This is a genomic window from Aquabacterium sp. A7-Y, assembly GCF_026153205.1.
Taxonomy (GTDB): Bacteria; Pseudomonadota; Gammaproteobacteria; order Burkholderiales; family Burkholderiaceae_C; genus Caldimonas.
Genome location: NZ_JAPFBW010000003.1, coordinates 94,092 through 112,169 on the forward strand (window position 1 = coordinate 94,092; position 18,078 = coordinate 112,169).

At 65.6% G+C, this 18,078-nt stretch carries 17 protein-coding genes and 1 pseudogene; 6 read left to right on the plus strand and 12 right to left on the minus strand.

Translation table 11 applies throughout. The annotated features are described in order from the left end of the window. Positions 1-45: 45 nt before the first annotated feature. Together OOT46_RS03470 and OOT46_RS03475 are read right to left on the minus strand one after the other, a co-directional pair. Positions 46-525 (minus strand): VOC family protein, encoded by a 480-nt coding sequence (locus OOT46_RS03470; RefSeq protein ID WP_265402191.1) that lies wholly within the window; start codon positions 523-525, stop codon positions 46-48. Between the two features lie 162 nt (positions 526-687). Next, the gene (locus tag OOT46_RS03475; RefSeq protein ID WP_265402192.1) at positions 688-2,442 is read right to left on the minus strand and encodes a hypothetical protein; all 1,755 of its coding nucleotides are present in this window, start codon (positions 2,440-2,442) and stop codon (positions 688-690) included. A gap of 581 nt (positions 2,443-3,023) precedes the next feature. Between OOT46_RS03475 and OOT46_RS03480 the strand changes: the two genes are divergently transcribed. Then, complete coding sequence (locus tag OOT46_RS03480; RefSeq protein ID WP_265402193.1) at positions 3,024-4,484, plus strand: hypothetical protein; 1,461 nt, start codon at positions 3,024-3,026, stop codon at positions 4,482-4,484. Positions 4,485-4,581: 97 nt separating this feature from the next. Here the strand turns inward: OOT46_RS03480 and OOT46_RS03485 are convergent, their stop codons facing one another. The 3 genes from OOT46_RS03485 to OOT46_RS30755 form a co-directional block, all read right to left on the minus strand. Beyond that, entirely contained in the window at positions 4,582-5,985 is a 1,404-nt protein-coding gene (locus tag OOT46_RS03485) for a DHA2 family efflux MFS transporter permease subunit (RefSeq protein ID WP_265402194.1), read from the minus strand. 22 nt (positions 5,986-6,007) lie between these two features. Further along, positions 6,008-6,301 carry a hypothetical protein gene (locus OOT46_RS30900; RefSeq protein ID WP_416136143.1) on the minus strand — a complete coding sequence of 98 codons (294 nt, stop codon included), beginning with the start codon at positions 6,299-6,301 and terminating at the stop codon, positions 6,008-6,010. A 104-nt stretch (positions 6,302-6,405) separates the two neighbouring features. Then, on the minus strand, positions 6,406-7,467 hold the full coding sequence (locus OOT46_RS30755; protein WP_322114224.1) for a TetR/AcrR family transcriptional regulator: 1,062 nt from the start codon (positions 7,465-7,467) through the stop codon (positions 6,406-6,408). Between the two features lie 221 nt (positions 7,468-7,688). On the opposite strand from OOT46_RS30755, the gene OOT46_RS03500 reads away from it, so the two are divergent. Then, positions 7,689-8,891 carry a serine/threonine-protein kinase gene (locus tag OOT46_RS03500; protein ID WP_265402195.1) on the plus strand — a complete coding sequence of 401 codons (1,203 nt, stop codon included), beginning with the start codon at positions 7,689-7,691 and terminating at the stop codon, positions 8,889-8,891. Positions 8,892-8,921: 30 nt separating this feature from the next. Further along, positions 8,922-9,056 (plus strand): annotated as a pseudogene (locus OOT46_RS03505) (transposase domain-containing protein); the annotation flags it as partial. On the opposite strand, the gene OOT46_RS03510 reads toward OOT46_RS03505, so the two are convergent. From OOT46_RS03510 to OOT46_RS03525, 4 genes are all read right to left on the minus strand, one after another. Then, positions 9,053-10,276: a hypothetical protein gene (locus tag OOT46_RS03510; RefSeq protein ID WP_265402196.1), complete on the minus strand. Its 1,224-nt coding sequence runs from the start codon at positions 10,274-10,276 to the stop codon at positions 9,053-9,055. The pseudogene OOT46_RS03505 and the gene OOT46_RS03510 overlap by 4 nt on opposite strands. 45 nt (positions 10,277-10,321) lie before the next feature. Continuing rightward, positions 10,322-10,732, minus strand: a complete 411-nt coding sequence (locus tag OOT46_RS03515; RefSeq protein WP_265402197.1) for a hypothetical protein — start codon at positions 10,730-10,732, stop codon at positions 10,322-10,324. A 272-nt stretch (positions 10,733-11,004) separates the two neighbouring features. Then, positions 11,005-11,145 (minus strand): DUF6794 domain-containing protein, encoded by a 141-nt coding sequence (locus tag OOT46_RS03520; RefSeq protein WP_265402198.1) that lies wholly within the window; start codon positions 11,143-11,145, stop codon positions 11,005-11,007. A 95-nt stretch (positions 11,146-11,240) separates the two neighbouring features. After that, entirely contained in the window at positions 11,241-12,020 is a 780-nt protein-coding gene (locus tag OOT46_RS03525) for a PEP-CTERM sorting domain-containing protein (protein WP_265402199.1), read from the minus strand. Positions 12,021-12,303: 283 nt separating this feature from the next. Here OOT46_RS03525 and OOT46_RS03530 point away from each other — a divergent pair, with 283 nt between their 5' ends. Further along, on the plus strand, positions 12,304-12,726 hold the full coding sequence (locus OOT46_RS03530; protein ID WP_265402333.1) for a CopG family transcriptional regulator: 423 nt from the start codon (positions 12,304-12,306) through the stop codon (positions 12,724-12,726). 197 nt (positions 12,727-12,923) lie between these two features. Beyond that, positions 12,924-13,853, plus strand: a complete 930-nt coding sequence (locus OOT46_RS03535; RefSeq protein WP_322114225.1) for a PHB depolymerase family esterase — start codon at positions 12,924-12,926, stop codon at positions 13,851-13,853. A 203-nt stretch (positions 13,854-14,056) separates the two neighbouring features. Here the strand turns inward: OOT46_RS03535 and OOT46_RS03540 are convergent, their stop codons facing one another. The 3 genes from OOT46_RS03540 to OOT46_RS03550 form a co-directional block, all read right to left on the minus strand. Next, complete coding sequence (locus OOT46_RS03540) at positions 14,057-15,379, minus strand: cation:proton antiporter (RefSeq protein ID WP_265402201.1); 1,323 nt, start codon at positions 15,377-15,379, stop codon at positions 14,057-14,059. 361 nt (positions 15,380-15,740) lie between these two features. Further along, entirely contained in the window at positions 15,741-16,016 is a 276-nt protein-coding gene (locus OOT46_RS03545; protein WP_265402202.1) for a hypothetical protein, read from the minus strand. Positions 16,017-16,189: 173 nt separating this feature from the next. Continuing rightward, complete coding sequence (locus OOT46_RS03550; RefSeq protein ID WP_265402203.1) at positions 16,190-16,525, minus strand: hypothetical protein; 336 nt, start codon at positions 16,523-16,525, stop codon at positions 16,190-16,192. A 754-nt stretch (positions 16,526-17,279) separates the two neighbouring features. Between OOT46_RS03550 and OOT46_RS03555 the strand changes: the two genes are divergently transcribed. After that, on the plus strand, positions 17,280-18,023 hold the full coding sequence (locus OOT46_RS03555; protein ID WP_265402204.1) for a glycosyltransferase family 2 protein: 744 nt from the start codon (positions 17,280-17,282) through the stop codon (positions 18,021-18,023). Positions 18,024-18,078: the final 55 nt, after the last annotated feature.

Here is an 18,078-nt window from a genome sequence, read left to right on the forward strand (position 1 = left end):
AGGGCGCAAAGACGGGATGCGTCTGGTCATCCTCCAGGACGTACGTCAGCCTCGGCGCGCCGCCTCGATCGCCGCGATGTCGATCTTCCTCATCGTCATCATGGCGTCGAACGCGCGCTTGGCCGCCGCGCGATCGGGGTCGGTCACCGCCGCGGTGAGGGCGCGCGGCGTGATCTGCCATGACAGGCCCCAGCGGTCCTTGCACCAGCCGCACGCGCTTTCCTGCCCGCCATTGTTGACGATCGCGTTCCACAGGCGGTCGGTTTCGGCCTGGTCGTCGGTCGCGATCTGGAACGAGAACGCCTCGTTGTGCTTGAAATGCGGGCCGCCGTTGAGCCCAAGGCAAGGGATGCCGACCACGGTGAACTCTACCGTGAGGACGTCGCCTTGCTTGCCGTCGGGATAGTCGCCCGGTGCGCGATGGATTGCGCCCACCGCGCTGTCAGGGAAGGTCTCGGCATAGAAGTTCGCGGCGTCGACGGCGGTGCCGTCGAACCACAGGCAGAGGGTGTTCTTGCTGACCAAGTCGTTTCTCCATAGGGTTGAGAACGTCGGCATCGCTGGCGGGGGGCGCAGGATTCAAGCTCTCCTGAAGGGGCACTGCAGCGCTGCCGCTAGGCGAATATAGGCTAGGCTGAGGCCCGTCCCTGCAGATGCCGCCGGACCCGCCTGAGCGGCCGCGTGGGGTCAGCCGAGTGCTCCGTCGAGATACTGAAAGTAGGGTTCCGACTGATAGGCGTTGCCGCCGATGCGGGTGTGCTCGTCGCCGGTGGCGGTGACGACCTTGTTCGCGTCGTCGGCCGTGCGTTGTCCTGCGCGGAACTCTTCAAGCGTGTAACCCTTGCCGCCCGGGGTATGCCCGATCACGCCCGTGCGGAAGGCGCCCCAGGTGACGGCCATGTCCTGCGGTGACATGTCGCTCGGCAAGCTCCCGGTACGCAGATGCGTGAGGGCGGCGAGCACGATCGCGGCCGCTTCCACCGACTGAGGGAAGTCGGCCGCGTTGGCCAGGCGCCCTTCGGCATCCCAGAACGCCTGCGCTTCAGCGGCGCCCGGCACCTGGTGTTCCTTCATGTAGTCCACGGCCCATTTCAGCGTGTCGGCATGGACGCTGGTGATGCCGGCGCCCGGTCCCACCTTCTCGCCCGCGGTCCACACGCTGTCCGGGATCAATCCGTCCGGCGCATGGCGCCAAAGGCCGTCGTGCAGCTTGTCCTTCGGCGCGTGGTCGAAATCCATCTCGGAGGCCACCGTGCCGCTCAGCAGTGCAGGCGGAATGCCGTAACGCGTTGCCGTTTCGCTGATGACCTTGGCATTGTCCGGATGCAGCACGGTGAGGAGCGCGTCGTAGCTGCTGTAGGTGGAGGTGTCCACCGGCATCGAGTCCGGGCCGGCCTGGCTCAGCGTGGTCCGCCGTGCCTCGATCGTCTGCTGCAACTCGTCGGCGGCGATCAGGGTCTTCAAGGGCACGCTGCTTTTGCTGGCGGGGCTGGTCTTGAACACCGCCCCTGTGAGGTCGGACTCGCTCAGGCTCTGGTTGGCCTTCAGCGTCTTCAGCGCCGCACGCGCGGTGGCCTGGTCGCGGCCGCCCGCCGTCAGCGAGCGGTACAACAACTCGCCGCTGCGCGCGCCACCGAGCGCCCTCAGGTAGCCCTGCAGCCAGGCCGCGTCGTCTTTGTGGGCCTCGAGCGTGTTCAGGAACATCTGCTGGTCCGCCCGCTGCTCCGGGTCGAGGCCTTGCCCGGCGGCCAGCGTGACGGCCGCCGCCTTCTGCTGCGGGGTCCACGAGCTTTCGTTCACCGGAATGACGGGCATCTGGCTGATGAAGGTGTGCCCACCGGCGAAGGTCTGCGTGTCCTGCAGGGCGGCGTCGACGTCGCGCAGACCCACGAGCCCGTCGGGTCGCTCCCAGTGGCTGCCGCCGTTGCGGGGCGCGGCGGCCGTGTCGAGGTGGGCCAGCGCCTCGGGATGATCGAGGAAGTAGCGTGCGGCCTCCACCTGCGCGGGAGTGAAATCGCCCGACTTGCCGCCGTCCTTCACCACCGCCTTGAGGTCGTCGGCGCTCACGCGTCCGTCCGGCCCATCGAAGAAGCGGCCCAGGAAGGAGCTGCCGTTGACGTCCTCGTTCGCGGTGTCGTACTTCTTGAAGTCGTTTTTCAGCGTGGTCAGATGTCGCTGAAGCTCCGGGTCCGCAGCGTCGGTCGGTTCCGGTATCCCGGGGTCTTGTGGCATATGCTGCCAATAGGTCCGGGTGGCGTCGGCACTCGGCGGAATGTAGGTCATCGCAATCACCTCCCTGTGCAACGGTGCCAGGCAGCTTAAGGGCGGCCCGTGTCGCCGGCAAGCCGGCCCGAGGCCCGGAAACAGGCCGGTCCGGCGCGTCGACTGTGCCGGCTTCGCCTGGCATTCCGTGAGCTTTTGCAGTTTCGCGGAGCAGTGCACAGGCCAGCTCGGCTCACAGACGGTTTCGGGTGTGACATGAAGAGCGCCCACCTGAACGCCCGTGGAAGCTTCTGATTCAGCACCTTTTCCACGGCAGACGGCTTCCAAATCGAGACTTATCCCCTACATACTCCGGCCGCGAGACAAAGGTCGACTTTTGTCGCGAACAAGATCAGCAACGACGCCTATCGGGGCTCTTGCACTCTTGTCTTTCCGAGGCCCCGGCTACGGCACCGACTACTTCACATTTCTCATGCGGCCCGACCATCCGCTTTGGCGGGGGGCCTCCTCTTCATGCTATGGGCGCGCAACACGGTCATCGCGAGCAACAGGCAGACGACCAAGAGGCCCGGCCTCGTGCGGTTCGCATGCAAATGGAAACGCTTCGATCCTATTCAGTTACTTCATGCTGCCTTAGGTTGGAACGCGCGCGAACATCCGAGCGCACATAAAGGTGCGCCAGGCGGCATCGCGCCCGCCATCCGAAAACCGCGGCGTGCCTCTCGCTGCCCGCTCCTTGCAGAGGCGCACCCGCGGGCCCCGCCACATCGCGTTCACCATTCGACGGCAGAGGAGAGCCCATGAGTTTCGTTATCGACCGCGTGACCTACACGCAGACGGCGCTGGAGAGCCCACCCTTGCAGGAACCGAACGGGCCTGCGCCGACCGGGCCGTCGCCGGCGGACGAAGCCAAGAAGGTGATCGACAAGAAACTGCACGACGAGGGCTGGCTCGACGACGTGACGCACGAAGAGCTGCGTGACATCAACAAGGAGCTGGGCAAACTTCCGCCGCAGCAGCGCAACGACGTGATCTCGAAGATGTCGGACGAGCAGCTCAAGACCTGGGCCGACGAAGTCGACAGCAATGGCATCTTCGGGGCGGGAGGCCTCAGCGATGGTGAAAAGCAGGCCCTCTTCGACATGCTCGCAGAAGGGCTCGACGGCAAGCAGCTGGCGCGCGTGGCGGGTGCCTTCAACAGTGAAGCCGACGCCAAGCGCCTGGGCGATACGATCGCGGCCAAGGCCAGCCCTCAAGCCAAGGCGGACTTTGTCAAGGAGATGGCACCACGGGCGGCCAACGATCCGCGTGCGGCCTTGCAGATCGCCAAGGCCATCGGGGGCCTGAAAGGCCACCCGGCGGAGGTCGATGCCGCACTGGCTGCGCTGATCAAGAGCGGCAACCTGGGGGCCGTGATCGACGCGGCCAAGCAGCTGTGGACCCAGTACGGCGACCACTCCGTAAGCGCGAAGTACGAAGTCGAACCGCTGGTGAATTTGATCGATGCCGCGGCCACCGGGAACAACCCCGAACTGAAGGCCCAGGTCTTCGAGGCTGCGGCGCGTCAGGTCAAGCAGATTGCCGAGTCCGGCAACACCCCGGGCGCAGCGGTGTTCAAGAACGGGGCAGAAGAGAAGATCACCCGGGCGCTGACCCAGCTCCTGACCAGCGATACCAACGGGGTCATGCGTGAACTGGAGCAAGACTTCCGGGACGGCCGGGGGATTTCGGCCTATACCGAGCAGATGATCCGGCTTGAGCACACCCAGGATCTGGAGGTGATCATCGAGCAGCTCAAATACGGGAACAATCTGGACGGCGATGCGATCAAGCGTTTCGAGGCCACCGAGGGCCCGGACAGGGCCCACCGCAATGCCCAGACGCTGGGCTACTTCGTTGGTGGCATTCACGCGGGCGTGTCGGCCGTGACGCGCAGTCTCGATGTTCAGGCCAACATCGTCAAAGCCATCTTCGGTGGCACCGTGTCAGGTGGCAAGGATCTGGCCACCAACACCTGGTTGACCGCCTCAACCCAGAAGGCGGTGGCTGGCGCGGTTGCAGCCGTGGTGGGGGCGACCGGAGTGATCGGCACGGACGCCATCGTGCGTGACTTGAAAGCGAATCTGCGCGACCTGCGCGACGCCTTGGGAGAACTGGCCTACCCACGCGAGGCGGATGGCCAAGCCTACGAGAACGAGCCCGTCGAGACCGCCTATGACAATGCGAAAGGGCGCGTGATCGACGCCAACAGCCACACCTGATTCCAGCACCCCCGCTGCACAGGAAAGAGAAAATGGCGTGGCGGCGCCACTCCCGCGCCTTTACCAGCCGGCGCATTCTGCCGCGCGCCCTGCAGGTTCAAGCCGCTCGCGGCCGCGTGTCCACCGGCAGGCAGCAGGCGCCGGTGATGATCGCCAGCACGATCTGCAGGGTATAGAGCGGATCGAAGTCGGCCCGCTGCAGCTCGGCCTGGCCAAGCTGCAGCACGGTCACCGCCACGCCGAGCACCATGCCGATCTGCCGGGTCGCCTGGTTGACCGCCGAGCCCACGGCAAAGTGTGCCGCCGGCAGCCGGCTCACCGCCGCGGCGGACAGCGACGGTAGCACCAAGCCGACCCCCAGCCCGCTCATCAGCAGCCCCGGCAGCCACTGCGTGAGATAGGCCGGCTCCAGCCCGGGCACCGTGAGGTACCAGAGGCCGCTGAACGCGTAGACCACGGCGCCGCCGACCAGGAAGGGCCGGTGTCCGTGCCGTGCGGCGAGGCGGCCGGTGACGATCGCGGTCGGGATCACCAGCAGCGGCCCCGGCGTGATCGCCAGACCCGCGCGTGGCAGCGAGTAGTGCCAGATGCCGGTGAGGTAGAAGAACACCGCGAAGAACATCATCGCGAAGGCGGTGCCGAAGGCCAGCGTGGCGATGTTGGACCAGCGGTAGGTCGGCGTCTCGAACAGCCGCAGGTCGATCAGCGGCGCCGACACACGGCGCGCCCAGGCGACAAAGGCCAGCAAGGCCGCGATGCCGAGGCCGATCGCCAGGGCGATCCGTCCGCGCGACCAATCGGGTGACTCGGACTGCACGATGCCCAGGGCCAGCGCGCCCACGCCGAGGATCAGCAAGGCCATTCCGATCCAGTCCAGACGGGGGCGGGCACCGGTCGGCGCGAAGGTGGGGATCACGGCCGCCGCGCGCCACAGCGCGATCGCGCCGATGGGCAGGTTGATCAGGAAGGCCCAGCGCCAGCCGACGGTGTCGACCACGAAGGAGCCGAGGCTCGGTCCCACCGCCGCCGCGAGACCGCTGACCGCGCCCCACAGGCTCACCACCACGGCGCGCCGGTTCTGGGGGAAGGCGGCGAGCACGATCGACAGCGACGCGGGCGTGAGCAGCGCCGCGCCCACCGCCTGCAGCACCCGCGCGGCGATCAGCACGGCCACGCTGTTGGCCAGGCCGCAGGCGGCCGAGGCGATGACGAACAGGGAGACACCCGCCATGAACACTCGCTTGCGTCCGTGCGCGTCGGCGAGGCCGCCGGCGGGGATCAGCATTGCGGCGAAGACGACGGTGTAGGCGTTGAGCACCCAGGACAGCTCGGCCGCCGCCACGCCCGGGAAGGCCTGCCGCAAGGCGCCGAACGCCGCGAAGAGCATGGTGTTGTCGAGCGAGACGAGGAAGACGGCAAGGCTGGCGATGCGGAAGGTCGACCAGGGCGAGGTGCCGGCGCGCACCGGGGTGGCGGCGGGCAATGCGGTGGGGGCGTCCATGGCGTGGGCTCCGGGCAGCGGGTCACTCGGCCAGCAGGTAGGTGAAGCGCTCGGTGCGGAGGCCTTGCTTGACCTGCCGCGTGAAGTCGCCGGCCAGCACCTCATCGGCCCCGGCTTCCAGCGCGTCGAGGGCACGCGCGACGATGTCCCCGGACCGCGACTTCGCCGCCTGGACGCGGGCGGTGTCACCGAGGCCGGGGTCACGCACGGAGGCGTAGAGGCGACGGGCGACGCGGGCGAGCGTTTCCGGAGCGAATCCAGGGCCGATGCCGCGGTTGGCGCCGGTGATCAGGACGGTGGCGTGGGCGAGTTTCATGGGGTCTCCTGGGCGGATGGGTGGGGAGGGAGGGGTCCTCAGACCGGTATGATGGTCGTCATATTTCGGGGCGAAGAAGGTGACGGCGGGCGGGTTCACGGCCTTCAGCCGTCGTATCGCGATAGCAGGTCGGCTCGGACCGTGGAGAGCAGCCGTGCCCCCTCGTCGGATGGCAGCGCTCGGGCGAGTTGCAGGGCGCCGATCATCTCGCTGGTGATCGCCTCGGCGCTCGCCGCCGGATCGGCAGGCAAAGCCTCCCGCACGCGGCAGATCAGCGCATGAACGCGCGCGGCCGCAGCCTGGCGCACCTCGGGCACCTGGCGCGGCATCTCCGCGCCCAGTGCCGCCACCGGGCAGCCGAGCTCGACGTTGTTGCGGTGCGCGTTGGACAGGTAGGCTTCCACGAGGGCCCGGAAGGGGCTGGCGCCCTTGGCGACCTGCGCCGCAGTGGCCTTACCGATGCGCTCGGCGCTCTCCCGGCCGGCATGGTCGAGGGCCTCGACGAGCAGCGCGTCGCGGGAGGCGAAATGGGCGTAGAAGCCGCCGTGCGTGAGGCCCGCTTCCTTCATGATGTCCGCCACTCCCACGCCGCGGAAGCCGGCGCGGCGGATGGCCCGTGCGGCGGTCGAGAGGATGCGCTCGTGGGTCAGTTCCTTTCGGGTGGGTGTCTTGTCCATGTGTGGCAGTGTAGGGATGAATATGATGACCGTCATGCTAGCAGGGGCAAGACGAAGGCTGGGCGATCTGGGCTTGCGCGTCTGGTGCTTGCTGCTGCAGCTGGCCTTGAGAGCGTCGAAGCCCGAGTAGTGGAAGGCCTCGACGGTGGCTTCCTTGAGGGTGCGGTTCGTGCGTTCGGCCACCTGCTCGACCGTCAGCCTGCTGGTTTCCAGCAGCATCCGGGCCTTGCTGAGCCGAGCACTTTGAATCAGTACCAAGGTGCTGCGCCCGGTGGCCACACGGACATGATTGGGCAGGGGAGGCGCATCGATCAGCAAGCCGCTGCTGAGTGGCGTCAACCGCTCGGGTCCGAGCGAGCAGAACCGCCATGTCGGCCGAGCCACGCCGATGCGCGAGGACATCGCCACGGCCGTCGAGAGGATGTCCAGCGTCAACGCGGCGCTGGACGCAGACGCGCTGGGCAGAACGAGGACGGTGAAGTCGAGCATTGACGGAAAACGCAGGAAAGATGTCGGAACCGACGCTGGAGGTCTGGGCGTCCTGGGGCTTCAATGCAAGCTCGATGCAAGCCCCCCAGACCCGCCGTGCCGTACGTCCTGCTGCAAGGCACTCAGGGCGAAGACATCTCCAGCGTCCTCGGCAACCTTGTGGCGCTGATGCAAACCCATCTCGCCGAGGGCGAAAGACAGCCTCATCAAGGAGCTCACCGATGCACGCCAACGATTCGTGGCATTCCGTACAGGCAAGCACCCATGCAGCACAGCGGCACCGCGTCTCTCAACGGGTGGAGGAGGCGCCGGACCTCTCCACCGAGCAAGGCCCTGCCGTGCTCAGTCGCGTGGTGGGCGAAGATCCGCCATCGCTGCCCGGCGCAGAAGCGGCCCGCAGTGGGCCGCTCGATCAGCCTCTCCGAGCGCTACATCGGGAGCTGACAGAAGCCGGCGGTGATTCGCGCCTCGGCCAGCGCGTGGGGGCCTATCGCCTCGGCGCGCTGATCGGCCGGGGAGGCGTGGGCCTCGTTTACCGCGCCGAGCGGGTCGACGGACGGTACGAGCCAGCGGTCGCCGTCAAGCTGATGCGCGACAGCTTCCCCGGCAAACCGGCTGTGTCGCGCTTTCGCACCGAGTGCCAAATTATGTCCAGCCTGGACCATCCCAACCTCGCCAAGGTCTTGGATGACGGCGTGACCCACGATGGCCATCCGTACTTTGTGATGGAGTTGGTTGCCGGCGAGCCGATCGACCTGTATGCCAAGCGCCGGCGATTGACAGTAGGACAGCGGCTGCAGTTGTTCCGTGCCGTCTGCCAGGTGGTCCACTACGCGCATCAGAAGGGAGTGGTCCACCGCGACCTGAAACCCGGCAACATTCTGGTCACTCACGATGGCACTGTGAAACTGCTCGACTTCGGCGCAGCCGGGCGCATCGCCTTGGAAGACAACGGCCTTCAACCCGTGACGCAAACAGCCGATCGGATGTTGACGTTGGCCTATGCCAGCCCGGAGCAGGTGCGCGGCGTCCAGGTCACGCCGGCCAGCGACATCTATTCGCTCGGCGTCGTGCTGTACCGTTTGCTGACCGGCACCACGCCCTACCCAGCCGCTTCTTTCCGCAGCGACTACGAGCTGGCCAAAGCCATTTGCGAGGTCAAGCCGCTGGCGCCGAGTCGCGCCGGCTCGCTGCAGGTCGACGAACGCCGCCGGCTGCGGGGTGACCTGGACGTCGTGCTGCTGATGGCGTTGCGCAAGGACCCGGCCAAGCGCTATGCGTCGGCCGAACAGTTCGCGGACGACCTGTTGCATCACCTTCAGCGACTGCCGCTGCGGGCTCGGCGGGCGGCGTGGCACCTCCCGACAGCCCCTTGGTTCTACGCCACCGAGTGGCTGCGAAGGTGTGCTGACGGCTCGCTGTGAAGCTTCAAGAGGATGGGGCGCCAGGCTGCTGGCCAACGCGTGGCCATCGCCATGAGCCTGGTTCAATCGGTCAAGTTGAACGGGCACGCTCCCTGGGCCTACCTTAAGGACGTGCTGACCCGGCTGCCGACTCATCCGAACCGGCGGCGTGGACGCCTCCCCTAGAACAGCAGGCCCAACAACTGCTTCAGCAATTCCTCCAGTGGCATCATCGTCAGCGCCAGCGGTGCGATGGGTGCCAGTGTCGCAGCGGCGAGTTGCAGGAGGGTGTCGCGCGTGATAGGCACGATACGCATGCTCCGGATCACGTCGTAACCATTGCTCAGATCGGCCAGCGACTGGATGTCGCTGCTGCCCACCAACTGGTCGTCGGCAGCCGCACCGCCACCTTGCCATTTGACTTCGAAGCCGCGCACATAGCGCTCGGCCAACGCGCCGTATTCCATCAGTCCGATGCGTTTTGCCTGCGCCAGCTGAGGCGCAAACACCAGCAGCGGTCCGAATACGAGGCCCAGCAGGAAGACGACCATCACCGCGATCTGTACCTTGAAGTCCGGCAGCGTCGCGCCGGCGAAGAGAATGCGGCTGGCAAACTGGCCAGCTCCCAACGCCCCATGCGCAACGAGGAGTAGCGTGAACGCGTAGACCGCATTCGAAAGGAATCCCAAGCCGCCGACCCGGTCCGGATGGGTGGCGACCAGGACAGGCCGGAGGCGCGAGACCTGCCACAGAAATCGCGCCCAGATGAACAGCCGAAAATACCATCGCACCAACAGGAACTGGAAGATCGGCAGGCTCACGTAGCCATACCAGACCCCGGCGACCGTCAACTGCGAGTCCGCGCCTGAGCTGACCGCATACCACGTGGACGCAGGCAGGGCGACATACCGGTGCGACAGGACGTAGGCACCGGCGAAGTAGACCGCGACCAGCAGCCCGAGCTCGGCGCGCACCGAGTTGCGCATGCGATAGGCCTTCCTGATGGCCTCGGCGAAGCCCGGCATTGCGGGCTCGCGAATCAAATCGCGCTCCAGGAATGCCAACGCGATCGGGCGTATGCGCTTGTGCACGACCAGTTCGGACAGGATCAAGAGTGGCAGCGCGACCAGGAATCGGACGTGCGCTTCGACGTCGAGCAGAAAGGGCAGGGCCAGGCTGCCGCCCATCAAGTGTCCTTCGAGCGCCGATATCGACAGCAGCGGCAACCACGCCAGGAGCGAGATGGCCGCGATGCGCTGGCGCACCAGCAACAGCGCGTCGTCCGACAGATGTGCGTGGCGCAGCAGCTGAAACAGGGGGCCGCCCAACACCAGTGAAAAGGCCTGCGCCTCCCGCAGCGTCTCTTTGGCGGATATCGATGAGAGGTCCCGGTGATCCGTTGCCATGGCACCCTTCGGGGATGGGTCGCTTCCGTGGGCAACGCGCTCTTGTCATGGGGATGCGGCGTCTCCGATTTCGCTGGCACTGACCGCCTTCCACCGTCCTTCCACCTGACACAGGCTGATCGGAGTGCTGCCCTTGCGGCCGCCTACTTCATAGTCCAGCCGCAGGCTGCGGCAGGGGTGGTCACGCCAGCGAAACGACTTTTCCGCCGTGATCTGGCCCTGGTTCCGGGTCGTGGAATTGATCCAACTTCCCGAAGCAGAGTCCTGCGGGTCGTTCAGCACCTTGCGTGCAACTTCCCCGAGGAGACGCACATCGTCTTCATTCAAATCCTCTGCGGGAGTGTTTTTCAGGACGGCTGTCCAGTTCTGAGCCGCTACCGGTTCCCAGCATCCGAGTACCAGTGCAGAGAGTGCTGCCGGAACAGCCAAGGCGACCGCCCTTGCTGGCTTTTGCATGGGAACTCCTCGTCCGGCGATTGCTGCCGCCGGCTTGAACACAGAGAGATGGCAATAACGCGGTCCTCATCGCCACGGCGAAGCGCTGCGCTTGTTGGCCACAGCTTGACCCTACGACGCAAGGCGGCCCACATACATTCGGGGTGAGTGCAGCATCCGGGCCCCTTTTCACTGAGCTGTTCAGTGCCTATCAACCTTCCCTGGGCCCGAGGACGCGCGCCGGCGCCGGGCTGTCGCGGCCCGGGAATGGCTAGTTGTGAACTGTCAAGACGTCACTGGTTGCGGATCCAGAGGCCGAGACCGAAGTGCAGGGCGATAAGCTCCCGCTCCTTCGTCGTCCTCAAGTGCGCCTTCTCTTGCTCGGTCAAGCGGGCATCGAGCTCGTCGATGACTTCAAGAAGGTTCTTCGCCAATTGAAGTTGCTCCCTTGAGAGCCGGAAGTCTGCCTGAGAGCCGTTCTTGAGTGGCTGGCCAGCCTGGCGTCTTGCCATCTCGTCGGGCGATGGACTCAAGCCTCATGGATCGCCTCCCTCAGAGGAGAAACCGCACGCCGCCTGAGTTCTCGCATGCCGAGGAGCCCCAGCCCGGCGAGCGCCAGGGCCCAGCTGCCCGGTTCGGGGACAGCGGATACGACAAGATCGACAAAGTTGTCTCCATAACGGGCGGCCACTCGATACTGCCCGGGATCGAGGTTGCTGGAGACGGAGGCGAAGCTGCCGCCGATGCCACCCTCGGCCGTGAGGAAGCGCCAGGTGCCGGGGCCTTCGGGCGCCGCGTCGAAGTCCGCGTACAGGCTGCCGCTCAACCCCAGCGGGCCCGACACGTGGATCCGGTCGTGGGCGTCCGCCCCGGCGATGTCGAGCAGCAGGGCCGCCCCAAATGACGCCGAGGGCGAGACCAGGTGGACCGATCCCACCTCGTCCTCCGCCCCCGCGCTCACGCGACCTCCTTGTAACCAGATCTCGGCGCCCTCCACGGTGCCGCTGAGCCAGGCGCTCGGCTGCGGGCGTCCGGCCGGCTCGTCCCACTGATAGAGGCCGGCGCTGCGCAAGACGCTGCCGGCGCCGACCTCCAGACGGCCCGCATTGGCGACCTTCTGGGTTTGCAGGACCGCGCCGCCGAGCAGCGTCAGGCTGCCCTCGTTCCACAGGTCGCCGCCGAGGGCATCCAGCTCCAGGCCTCGCCACAGGGTGACCAGACGCGCCCTGGGCCCTTCGAGCACGATGCTGCTGCGGTTGGTGGCGATGCGGGCCGGACCGAGGCCGTTCTCGCTGTCCCCGAGGTTCAAGGCCAGGGTGCCGTCCCGGACGATGAAGCGGAACGGCCAGCAGCATGAGGGTCGCCGTCTGAGCGGACGAACGGATCCAGGACAGGATGACCCGCGGTCACACCGGATCGGCGACAGCGACACTGATTTTTTTGCCGGACCGACATGGCACGGGAGACTGCCGGCCTCTGCGGTCTCGCCAGCCTGCCAGTCAAGGGAAAGACAGTTGCCGCGGGGCATCGTTCAGGTGGAACCAGCACGACGTCGGTTAACCATCCAAGTGGATGGTGGTAGGATGGTTCTTATGCCTCCCCGTACAGCCCACCAAGCTCCTGTCTCGAAGCCGTCCGATGAAAAGATCACGATCAACATCGGCTGTGTGGACCTGGGACAGATCGACCTGCTGGTGCAGGAAGGCTTCTATGCGAACCGGACCGACCTGATCCGCACGGCGATCCGCAACCAGCTTGGTACCCATAGCGATGTGGTGCGCCAAGTCGTCTCGCGCCGCACCTTGGTGCTCGGCATTCAGCACTACACCGCTGCCGATCTTCGCGCCGTGCAGGCCGCCGGGGAAACCTTGCAGATCCGTGTGCTCGGCCTCGCATCCATCGCCGCCGATGTCACCCCTGAACTGGCGCTCGAAACCATCGAGTCGCTGACCGTGCTGGGCGCGCTGCACGCGAGTCCGGCCGTCAAGGCCGCTCTCGCCAAGCGCATCCGTTGACGATGGACCCACCCCACCGAGAGCACACGATGAATCCCGATTTCCAGCGCTTGATCAACGAGGCGACGCGCCTCACCCGGGCCGGCGACTTGGCCGCGGCAAGCTCCGCCATTCGGGCCGCCCTAGGGCAGGGCCTTCCAGGGGCGGGTATGGCAGCTGGCGCAGGCCGGTCACCGGTCCCCGCGGGCGAGCGTTGCATGGTGATCGACGTTGAGGCACGCGAGTGCCGCGACAAGGACGGCCCGTCCGCCTCGGCACATCCCCAGCCCGCTGCAATGCGAGGTGGACGATTCGTGGCCGGCAGCTATACAAACGCTGCGGGAAGCCGCGAGTACAAGTTGTTCATTCCACCGGGCGCCGACGTCCGCCCTTTGCCGCTAGTGGTGATGCTGCATGGCTGCACCCAGGACCCGGACGATTTCGCCGCTGGCACCGGCATGAACGATGCCGCCCTGGCGCAGGGCTTTTTTGTGCTGTATCCCGCGCAACCCGCGCGGGCGAACCCGCAGCGATGCTGGAACTGGTTCAAACACACCCATCAGCAACGCAACCGTGGCGAGCCCGCCTTGCTGGCAGAGCTGACGCGCGACATCATCGCCCGGCATTCGATCGATGCACAACGTGTGTATGTCGCCGGCCTGTCGGCTGGCGGTGCCATGGCGGCGATCCTTGGCAACACCTACCCCGACCTCTATGCGGCCGTTGGTGTGCATTCCGGCCTGGCCCCTGGCAGCGCGACCGACTTGCCATCGGCCTTGTCGGCCATGAAAAGTGGTCGCGGCTGCGGCCAGCGGGCGGCCAGCGGCATGCCCACCATCGTCTTTCACGGCGATGCGGACACTACCGTGCATCCTGGCAACGCCGAGCAGATCGTCGCCGCGGCCGCCGGCCCCACAGCAGCGGTCGAGTGCCAGCAAGTGCAAGGCAGCCATGACCGTCGTTGCACGCGCCATCTGCACCGTGCCGCAGATGGCAGCGTGATCGCGGAGCGGTGGGTTGTGCACGGCGCGCCACATGCCTGGTCGGGCGGCAGTTCCAAGGGCTCCTACACCGACGGCCGCGGCCCCAACGCGACCCGGGAGATGCTGCGCTTCTTCTTCGAGCGGAAGCACTGTGGGGTCATCTGATCACCTTGCTGGTCCACGGGTCAGACACCTTGCATGCAACCCCGGGAACTGGGTGCCGGGCTCGACCTGTTGCCGTGTAACCTTGACCGCGTCCGGATGCTCATCGCAAACCCTTGAGAGGGAGCTGTCTGACGGGGGGCGCCCTGACCAGCGCGCGCATCGGGCCCCTGCGCACCGATCGGCAGCGGAGGTGAGGCCAGCCCTCAGCCTCGCGAGGGAGGTCTGCTCCCAGGCGTCCCGTAGCGTTTCATCAATGGACCCGCCGATAGCCCGTGCAGCACGATGGACGCGGCAACGCACATGAGCGTGAGGGACGAGAGTTGCTGCTCCACCATGCCAGCCAAGCCGTGCCGAATGGAGAACAACAGGTAATAGACGGAGCCGATGCCCCTGATCCCGAACCAGCTGATCAACAGGCGTGGCCGGGGCCCTATGCCGGCACCCAAGGTGCCGCCCCAGGCCGACACAGGCCGGATGACGAACAGGAGAACCGGCACGAAAAGAACGAGTTCCAGGGAAGGAACCACCGAGGACAGCAAGGCCCCCACGACCAACACCAGGACCAGTTCGGCGAGCTTCTCCAATTGCTCGGTGAAACTCAGGACCGCGTCCATCATGGTAGCGCTGGCGTGGTGAGAATGGGTCGCTGTGTGCTCGTAGGCCGTGCGCTCCTGAGGAAGCGGCGATAGCAGCACGGCAACCGTTCCCGGCATCGGCCTCTCTCGCACCCGACGCAGCGCAATGCCGGCGGCGAAGACCGCCAGGAACCCGGATGCCAAGCACAACTGCGCCGCGCCGTAAGACATCGCAACCAGTCCAACAGACAAAAACTCGTCGAGTCCCACGGCTTGTCGATGGCGTGTCCGCAGGTAGACGACCACGCCTCCGACGAGAGCGCCGAGCAGCCCTCCGATGGCGACGCCACCAAGCGTCGCCCACGCGAGATCGACCACAGCCCATCTCCACCCCCATGCTCCGAGCTCGTGCTGTCCGAGCAGGCCCAGGCCGAGGAGGACGAAGGGAAAGGCCGTGCCATCGTTCATGCCGCCCTCGCCAGCCAGGCTGAAACGCAATCGGTCGGGGTCCGATCCGCCCTCCGTCTGTACTCCCGAGGCGAGCACGGGATCGGTAGGCGCCAGGATGCCGCCCAGCAGCAAGGCGGCGCCCAGCGACAAGTCCAGCCACCACATGGCCACGGCCGCAACCAGCGCCACGCTGAGAACCATGGAGAGCGATGCCAGTCGCAGCGGAAGCACCCAGCGGCGGTCGCGGAGCGTGACGCCGCCCATCTTCAGGCCCACGCTGAACAGCGAGATCAGCAGGGCCGCCTCCGTCAGCCCTTCGAGCACCCAGACATGCTCGTTCACGTCAGGCCGCAGCAGGCCAAAGACGGCGGGGCCGAGCAACCAACCCAAACCCATGTAGACCATCGCGCTGCTCAACGGCAGTCGCTCCAGCAAGGTGCCGACAAGAACCATGCTGACAAGCAGCAGGCCCAGGATCAAGGACCAAAACGGGATGGACATAGGCCCTTTCTGACCAGCGGGTGGAGCCGATGGTAACAAGCCGACTTTCGCGCACGCACTCAAGGGCTGGGTTCCGGCGCACCGTTTGGTGCCGCGGTCAGTCCGGCCTGAGGGGCGTGGCGTATCCGAGAGGTCTGTCCCGTCTCCCACCCCTGCGGAATACCCGTATGGGAAGGGCGTGTTGGCGGCAATCGCGGCGGGGGGGCGACGCAGAGAAGGCGCGGTTGGCTGCGGCGAAGCGGGCTGCAGTTCGGTTTGGGGGTTGGTTCAACCGAAAACAAGCTCCGTGGGTTCTGGCCCCTTGAGATCGACCATCCTATAGACGCGCGTACTGGCGCTGCGGGCATGGCGAACCACGTTCTTACGCTCTCTGAACCCAATGTCGTCGCCCATGCTGCTGGTCCAGTTCGGCCGCCAGTTGGGCTGCCCCTAGCTGGGAGAGGTCAGTGGCCACAACAACATTCTGCCCGCCGAGGACCATCCGCATCACACACCATTTGTCCGGGGTGCTGACGCCAACGGCACGATCAAACTCGGGTCGCACCACTTGGTCGAGGACGTAGGAGACAGCGCGATACAGCTCAGCGCCGGTCAGCCCGAGATCGAAGCAAAGCAGCGCCTCGACGCTACCTGCCATTCGCTCTCTTGCCTCTGCCCACCGAATGCGCGGGGGGCTCCATCCATGCCGGTAAGCCGATGGCGGCATGGAGGCGCAGCCCCCCGAATTGGATGGAGGGGGAGAGCGCAGCCGGCGCAACCCTCACGCTGCCCGTGAAACTCCATCCTTTGCATCGCATAGGGTGGAGTAGTTCATTCGAACGGTTCATTCATATCGATCGCTTGCTTCTCAGCTGACGGAGTCGGGCAGCCGCCTTGATCTATCTTCTCAATGAGATCCAGCAGATAGGCCTCCATAGCCTCAAGGCGTATCGCGGATGCGTAGGGTCGCTTCGGGTCCTGCCGCGCGGACGCCCGGATTGCATCGGGAACGTCATCTCTCAGCCATAGTTCCTCATGCTGAAAGATGGCGTACAAATCCCCATCGATCTGCTCCACAACCATGTGGCCGCGCCAAGGATCTTCATAAAGCTCATCTGATAACGCCGAAATGAAGAGGAGCGCTCTTTCGCCGGCTCGTAGAACCATGTCACCGAAGTGACCTGGCGATCGAACGAATTCAATCTCCCCCCGACCCAGCGCCGGTGGGCCCCCCTTCTTGCCGAGTAGATCCGCTCTACCTTCGCGCGTAACACCTGGTGGCGTGGAGCGCTCACGACCTGAACCATCGCCAGGTCGTTGCGGGCCACCTTGTTGAACAGGAAGCGTCGATCGACGTTCATTGTGGGTGCCATCGTTGCCGATCGAATTCGTAGCGAGCGAAGCCAGACTCTCGATCAGCCATGAAAGGCGCGTACGGACACGTTGGATACGATCTTGAACCTGTGTTCATTCCAACAAATATCGCACAGAATTGACTACCCAGCAGTAGCGGCGCTATCAGGGACCAATCACTCCATTCCAAGGCCCTCGGCTGGTGCACGCCAGCCGGGGCATTGTACGGCGTCGCCTTTCGAAGTATCTCCACGTCCAACCGTGCCTCGGCCAGCTCCTTCCTCAGCCGGCTGTTCTATTACCGAACGGATCGAAAACCCGGGACAGGGGCACTTCCACTCTGGCAGGTCGACCCGTCATCGGGTGGGGGCGTCCATCCCATAGCCAGCCGCCAGACAATCGGAACGCCACGGTGAGGTCGGCTTACTGCTGGGATCCCAGCATTCGGTTTGGAGTGCGCGCAACACCTGTCTTACCGCCATTCCAGCGTGCTGCACTGCAATAACTGCGAGCTACATTCGCAAGGAGCGAGGGCTAGCATCTCTCCATAACTTCTTGGGGGGCTGGCATGGGATTGAGGTTCTCCATCATCACCTGTACTTGGAACAGCCTTCCATATATCGAGGAATGTGTGCGCAGCGTGCTGTCACAGAACTACGAGAACTATGAATACATTTTTGTGGACGGCGGCTCACACGACGGAACCCTCGAGTTCATTCAGAACATTCCGCGCCAAGTGAAGCTCCTGCGCAACGTGCAAGGTGGCATCGCGCGGGCCATGAACGCCGGCATCGCTGAAGCGGGCGGCGACGTGGTCGCCCATATGCATTCCGACGATCTCTACGTCGGCCCACACGTATTCGGTCTGGTCGCTGAGCAGCTCGAGGCCACCGGAGCGGCCTGGCTGTTCGGCAAGGTCCATCGCATCGACGGTGAGGGGCGCATATTGCCCGAGCGTCACGCGATGCCGCCCTACAGCTATGCCCGTCAGCTCAGGCGCAACCACATTCCGCATGCGGCCACTTTTGTCCGCCGCTCGGTCCTGCAGGCCTTGGGTGGCTTCGACGAGCGATACCGCCTGGCCATGGACTATGAAATGTGGCTGAGAATCGGCAAGCAGCATGAACCGGTGCAGCTTGACGAGTACCTGGCTGCTTTTCGGATTCATTCCCGCAGCGCCACCCGGGTGCATGCGCAGCAGTCCTTCAAGGAAGATTTTCGGGCCCGCATGCAGTACGCGCTGCCGGTTCAATATCCAGAGTTCCTGCTCCGCCATGCTGTACGCCGCTGGCGACTTGCGGCGGCCAAGTAGTCGCAGCGCCACCGGCTGACCCGTAGACGTCCGTTCTGGGTCGTCGCGGGCGCCG

Excerpts from the sequence above, each read along its gene's own strand:
- OOT46_RS03535 (WP_322114225.1), top strand. The coding sequence starts at position 12,924 with ATGGTGATCGACGTTGAGGCACGCGAGTGCCGCGACAAGGACGGCCCG.
- OOT46_RS03480 (WP_265402193.1), top strand. The coding sequence starts at position 3,024 with ATGAGTTTCGTTATCGACCGCGTGACCTACACGCAGACGGCGCTGGAG.
- OOT46_RS03510 (WP_265402196.1), bottom strand. The coding sequence starts at position 10,276 with ATGGCAACGGATCACCGGGACCTCTCATCGATATCCGCCAAAGAGACG.
- OOT46_RS30755 (WP_322114224.1), bottom strand. The coding sequence starts at position 7,467 with ATGCTCGACTTCACCGTCCTCGTTCTGCCCAGCGCGTCTGCGTCCAGC.
- OOT46_RS03500 (WP_265402195.1), top strand. The coding sequence starts at position 7,689 with ATGCACGCCAACGATTCGTGGCATTCCGTACAGGCAAGCACCCATGCA.
- OOT46_RS03540 (WP_265402201.1), bottom strand. The coding sequence starts at position 15,379 with ATGTCCATCCCGTTTTGGTCCTTGATCCTGGGCCTGCTGCTTGTCAGC.
- OOT46_RS30900 (WP_416136143.1), bottom strand. The coding sequence starts at position 6,301 with ATGAAACTCGCCCACGCCACCGTCCTGATCACCGGCGCCAACCGCGGC.
- OOT46_RS03485 (WP_265402194.1), bottom strand. The coding sequence starts at position 5,985 with ATGGACGCCCCCACCGCATTGCCCGCCGCCACCCCGGTGCGCGCCGGC.
- OOT46_RS03515 (WP_265402197.1), bottom strand. The coding sequence starts at position 10,732 with ATGCAAAAGCCAGCAAGGGCGGTCGCCTTGGCTGTTCCGGCAGCACTC.
- OOT46_RS03530 (WP_265402333.1), top strand. The coding sequence starts at position 12,304 with ATGCCTCCCCGTACAGCCCACCAAGCTCCTGTCTCGAAGCCGTCCGAT.
- OOT46_RS03545 (WP_265402202.1), bottom strand. The coding sequence starts at position 16,016 with ATGGCAGGTAGCGTCGAGGCGCTGCTTTGCTTCGATCTCGGGCTGACC.
- OOT46_RS03550 (WP_265402203.1), bottom strand. The coding sequence starts at position 16,525 with ATGGTTCTACGAGCCGGCGAAAGAGCGCTCCTCTTCATTTCGGCGTTA.
- OOT46_RS03555 (WP_265402204.1), top strand. The coding sequence starts at position 17,280 with ATGGGATTGAGGTTCTCCATCATCACCTGTACTTGGAACAGCCTTCCA.